The organism is Lacisediminimonas sp. (genome assembly GCF_030645335.1).
GTDB lineage: Bacteria > Pseudomonadota > Gammaproteobacteria > Burkholderiales > Burkholderiaceae_D > Lacisediminimonas.
In genome coordinates, this window is sequence record NZ_JAUSNH010000166.1 from 1 (window position 1) to 4,704 (window position 4,704).

The 4,704-nt window shown below is 61.7% G+C and carries 4 protein-coding genes and 1 pseudogene; 3 read left to right on the forward strand and 2 right to left on the reverse strand.

What is annotated here, in order from left to right; all coding sequences use genetic code 11:
• Positions 1 to 200, forward strand: a pseudogene (locus Q7T64_RS11725) (histidine kinase); the annotation flags it as partial.
• A gap of 11 nt (positions 201 to 211) precedes the next feature.
• Here the strand turns inward: Q7T64_RS11725 and Q7T64_RS11730 are convergent.
• Positions 212 to 1,558 carry an ATP-binding protein gene (locus Q7T64_RS11730; RefSeq protein ID WP_304795755.1) on the reverse strand — a complete coding sequence of 449 codons (1,347 nt, stop codon included), beginning with the start codon at positions 1,556 to 1,558 and terminating at the stop codon, positions 212 to 214.
• Positions 1,555 to 2,220: a response regulator transcription factor gene (locus Q7T64_RS11735; protein ID WP_304795757.1), complete on the reverse strand. Its 666-nt coding sequence runs from the start codon at positions 2,218 to 2,220 to the stop codon at positions 1,555 to 1,557. The genes Q7T64_RS11730 and Q7T64_RS11735 overlap by 4 nt, the downstream gene beginning before the upstream one ends.
• Before the next feature lie 95 nt (positions 2,221 to 2,315).
• On the opposite strand from Q7T64_RS11735, the gene Q7T64_RS11740 reads away from it, so the two are divergent.
• Together Q7T64_RS11740 and dsbD are read left to right on the forward strand one after the other, a co-directional pair.
• A complete protein-coding gene (locus tag Q7T64_RS11740) occupies positions 2,316 to 3,128 on the forward strand; it encodes a TlpA disulfide reductase family protein (RefSeq protein WP_304795759.1) in 813 nt (270 codons plus the stop codon).
• An 89-nt stretch (positions 3,129 to 3,217) separates the two neighbouring features.
• On the forward strand, positions 3,218 to 4,704 hold a 1,487-nt coding region (gene dsbD / locus Q7T64_RS11745), incomplete at its 3' end, for a protein-disulfide reductase DsbD (protein ID WP_304795761.1).

The window sequence follows — 4,704 nt, forward strand, 5'->3', positions numbered from 1 at the left end:
AAGGCCAATGCGCGATCCTGGTATCGAGCGCCTGCGATGAAATTCAGGGCTATCTTTTCTCCAGGCCAATTCCGGCGCCAGCCATCGAAGCGATCCTGACTGAATGCCGGCAACTGGCCCCCCATTTGCGCCGGGCGCGAAAGCCGCAACGCAGCTTGCTTCTGGCCGATGGCGAATCCGATGTCGTGGCCTCGCTCTAGCATTTGGTGAATCAGGCAGGGCTGCCGGCGGTCGTGTTGTCAGCGGCAACAGCGGGTAGTGAAATCTGCGCGCTGGTTCCCCCTGCCTGCTGTGCGATCAGCTCGAATCTGCCACCGGTACGTTTCACGATGGCCTCTACGATGGAAAGGCCCAGGCCGCTGCCCTGACCATTTCCTTTGCGCCAAAATCGCTGGAGCGCGAGTGCGATGTCAGCTTGCTTCATATCCGATCCTTGATCCGCAACCGAAAAGCTGATGTCCCGTTCTGCCGCGGTCAGGCGCAACACCACTGGTGTATTTGCCGGGGAGTAGCGCAAGGCGTTGTCCAGCAGATTGCGTAGCGCAGTCGTGAGCAGCACCGGCGACAACAGCATTCCTGGCCCGCCGCCCAGGTCCTCAAAAACGATCCGTAGTCGCGCCGGCGCCGGAATTTCATTGATGGCCGCCAAGGCTATCTCGGCGGCACTGGCCATCTCGCCGGCGTTCGCAGTCAAGGGGCCTTCGATGCGAGCCAGCGTGAGCAATTGTTCCAGCGTGTGCTGCAGGCGCTGCACGCCGGCTTCGGCTTTCTCCAGCGCTGTTGCGGTTTCACTATGGTCAAGACAGGTCAGGCGCGCCACCTGGATGTGGGTCTTGATCGCGGTGAGTGGTGTGCGCAGTTCGTGTGCCGCGTCGCCAGTGAAGCGCCGCTCGCGGTCGATCGCGGCCTGGGTGCGCTCCAGCATCAGGTTGATGGTCGCAACCAGCGGGGCCAGCTCGGCCGGGAGGCTCGATTCCGGAAGCGGGTCTCCCGCATCAGGCTTGCGAATGGCAAGCGCCTGGCGGATCCGTTCCAGTGGCCGCAGTCCGCTGCCGATCCCATACCAGAGTACAAACAGGCCGCCGATCATGGCCACCAAAAAAGGCACCACGGTAGCGACGATGATTTTGCGCAGCAAGGCGCGCCGCTTGTCCACACGGTCTGCCGTCGTGACGCGTTTTCCGGCAATTTCAAGGGTATAGCTTCGCCATTGCTCACCCTGGATTGTACGGGTGCTGTAGCCAATGGTGGGGACGGCAAGTCCGGCCGGACTGTTTCCGGTACGGGCAACCAGGCCGCCCTCCATCAACCGCACCTCGCAGGCAATGCCATCGTTGGCCACGGCGTCGAGGACGCTGTATGGCGCCGATGGTGATGCAGCCGAGTCGGGCAATTGAACGATCAGTCCGGCCACCATGCGTGCCGATGCGGCCAGGCGCTCATCCAGCGCAGCGCGAAACTGGTGCTGCACGTCCAGCAACATCCATACCGAAGTCGCGCCCCACAGAAGCGTGAATGACAGGCCGAGGATGGCCATCAGGCGCAGACGCAGTGTCATGGTCCTGCCTGCCCCAGTTGATAGCCGATGCCGCGCAGGGTTTCCACAATGCGTGGCCCAAGCTTGCGACGAAGGTGGTGGATATGAACGTTGATTGCATTGCTTTCAACGTCGTCGCCAAAACCATACAGGCAGTCCTTGATCTGTTCGGCTGTCAGCACGCGTCCCGGGTTGTCCAGGAATGCTTGCAGCAGCGCCAACTCCCGGCGCGACAAATCGACCTTGACGCCGTCCAGTTTCACCTCGCAGCTGGCCGGGTCAAAACATAGCGGCCCGTGCTGGACGATATTGGTGCTTCGCCCTGCCACCCGGCGCTGAAGGGCTTGCAAGCGGGCAACCAGCTCCTTGAGGTCAAAGGGCTTGAGCAAATAGTCGTCGGCCCCGGCCTGCAAGCCCGATACCCGATGCTCGATTGCATCGCGCGCCGTGAGTACAAGGATCGGAAGTGCATGGCCCGCCGTGCGCAGGCGCTTGAGCAAGACCATGCCGTCTTCATCGGGAAGGCCAAGGTCGAGCACAACCAGGTCGAAGTAGCTCGCCTCAAGCGCAGCCTGTGCGGATTTCGCCGTGCCGAAGTGGTCGGCGGTCATGCCAAACAGGCGCAGACCCGCGACAATGCCGCTTGCCACCAGATCATCATCTTCAACCAGTAATACGTGCATGGGCAGGTGGGAGTAAAAAATTGAACCTTAACGCTCCCTTAATCAGGGGGCGTCAGGATGTGTTCAACACTATACCTTTCAGAGAGAAGCGCCCATTGAATTCCATTCAGGTCGGACCCTTTGCATTTCCGATCAGTGCGCTGTTGCTGATTGGCGCACTGTTGATCGCCTCGGTCGTTGCGCGCCTGGCAGATCGCAGCCGCAGTGCGGAAATCGAACCGCTGCTGTGGCGCATCCTGCTGGTCGGCCTGCTGGCGGCACGAGCCGCCTATGTGCTCGCCTATTTTGATTCCTACGCTGCGTCTGCCTGGCAGGTCGTGGACATACGGGACGGTGGATTCATGGCCTCGGTCGGCTTCATGGCGGCTGCGGCAATGACGGCCTGGTTGGGCTGGCGCAAACGGGACCACCGCAAGCCGCTGCTGCTGGCCACCCTGGCAGGCGCCGTGGTGTGGGCCGCGGGCACGCTTGCAGTGACGTGGGCAGACACCGAACCGGTGACGATGCCCAAGCTTTCCTTGACGCGTATCGACGGTGGCTCGGTGGACTTGCATTCTCTCATCGGGAAGCCGGTCGTGCTCAACTTGTGGGCAAGCTGGTGCCCGCCATGCCGGCGTGAAATGCCGGTGCTGCGCGACGCACAGGCCCGTAACCAGGATGTGGTTTTTGTTTTTGTGAACCAGGGGGAGTCCGAACTGGCAATCCGTGAATACCTGACCGGGCAGGGGCTCGTGCTGGGCAATGTATTGCTCGATCCCGGCGCGACCGTCGGCCGCCAGACCGGGTTCCGTGCCTTGCCGACCACTTTGTTTTTCGATCGACATGGCTCGTTAATTGACCATCGCACGGGCGAGCTTTCCAGCGCCACGCTGACACAACGCTTGAACGCGCTGCGCGAACGGCAATGAAAAAAGCGCAGCCCGTGTGGCTTGAGGAAAGAAAATTGATTGATCAATGGATGATGAGCCAGCCGCGACAAGCCGTTCGCCACCGATTGATGGCGAGCGTAATACTGCAACTATTGGCGGCGATGGTTTATATACTGACCCTGCTGCTGTCGCCTCCAGCGCATGCAGGCGAAGAATTTCTGGAGCCGGAAAAGGCGTTCAGGTTTTCGGCGCAAATGGTGGATGCAGGCACGGTGGAAATCCAATACGCCATTGCCAGTGCTTATTACATGTACCGTGAACGCTTTGATTTTCGCAGCCCGGATGCAAAATTGGGCGCGCCTGTCATCCCGCCGGGCAAAGTGAAGTTCGACGAGACGTTCGCAAAAAATGTCGAGACCTATCGCGGAATCCTCAAAATCCGCATGCCGGTGCAGGCATCCGGCGAATTCAAGATCATCGCCACCGCGCAAGGCTGCGCCGACAGCGGCTTGTGCTATTCACCGATGGAGTCGGTGGCCCAGCTGAACACTGCGATGGTCCCTGCTGGCGCGCCGGCTCCGGGGCCAGCCTCGGGCGACCAGGAGGCCGGAGTAATCGAGTCATCACTCAACAGCGGCAAGCTGGTTTCTATCTTGCCTCTGTTCCTGCTGTTGGGCCTCGGGCTCGCATTCACGCCTTGCGTTCTGCCAATGGTGCCGATCCTGTCGTCGATTATCGTTGGCGACAGGCATGCTGCCTCGCGCGGCCGGGGCCTTCTGTTGTCGGGGGCCTACGCGCTTGGCATGTCGATGGTTTATACCTTGCTCGGTGTCGCCGCCGGCCTGGCCGGAGAAGGATTGGCCGCCGCTTTGCAGAACCCTTGGGTGCTCGGCACGTTTGGGCTGTTGATGGTCGGGCTGTCATTGTCGATGTTCGGCTTGTTCCAGATGCAGATGCCCGCCGTCATCCAGTCCAGGTTGATGCAGGCGTCGCACCGGCAAGCTGGCGGAAAGCTGGGCGGGGTGTTCGTCATGGGCGCCTTGTCGGCCCTGATTGTCGGCCCCTGCGTAGCGGCGCCCCTGGCCGGCGTGCTGGTCTACATCAGCCACACCCGCGACGTGGGGGTTGGCGCCAGTGCACTGTTTGCCATGGCAGTTGGCATGAGTGTGCCCCTGCTGCTGGTGGGCGGCTCGGCCGGTGCGCTACTGCCGCGGGCCGGCGCCTGGATGGAGTCAGTCAAGCGCTTCTTCGGGGTCCTGATGCTGGCAAGCGCACTGTGGATCGTGTCGCCGGTCATTCCCTCGGTGTGGCAAATGGCGGGATGGTCCGCATTGGCATTCGGCTATGCCGCCTGGTTGTTTTCTCGTGCCCGTGGTGGCTGGCCGGCGAGGGCGGTAGCGCTCGCGTTTGCAGCCCTGGGCCTGGTTCAGCTGGCGGGCCTGGCCACGGGTTCGCGCGACCCGCTGGCGCCTCTGTCGCATCTGGGTGCAAAGCCTGCTCACGCGACGCAATTCAAACGGATTCACTCGGTGGGCGAGCTTGACCAAGTCCTGTCTGCAAGCGCCGGAAAGACCGTGATGCTGGATTTCTATGCGGACTGGTGCGTGTCCTGCAA

Coding starts and splice junctions, on each gene's coding strand:
- Q7T64_RS11735 (WP_304795757.1), bottom strand. CDS start 2,220: ATGCACGTATTACTGGTTGAAGATGATGATCTGGTGGCAAGCGGCATT.
- Q7T64_RS11730 (WP_304795755.1), bottom strand. CDS start 1,558: ATGACACTGCGTCTGCGCCTGATGGCCATCCTCGGCCTGTCATTCACG.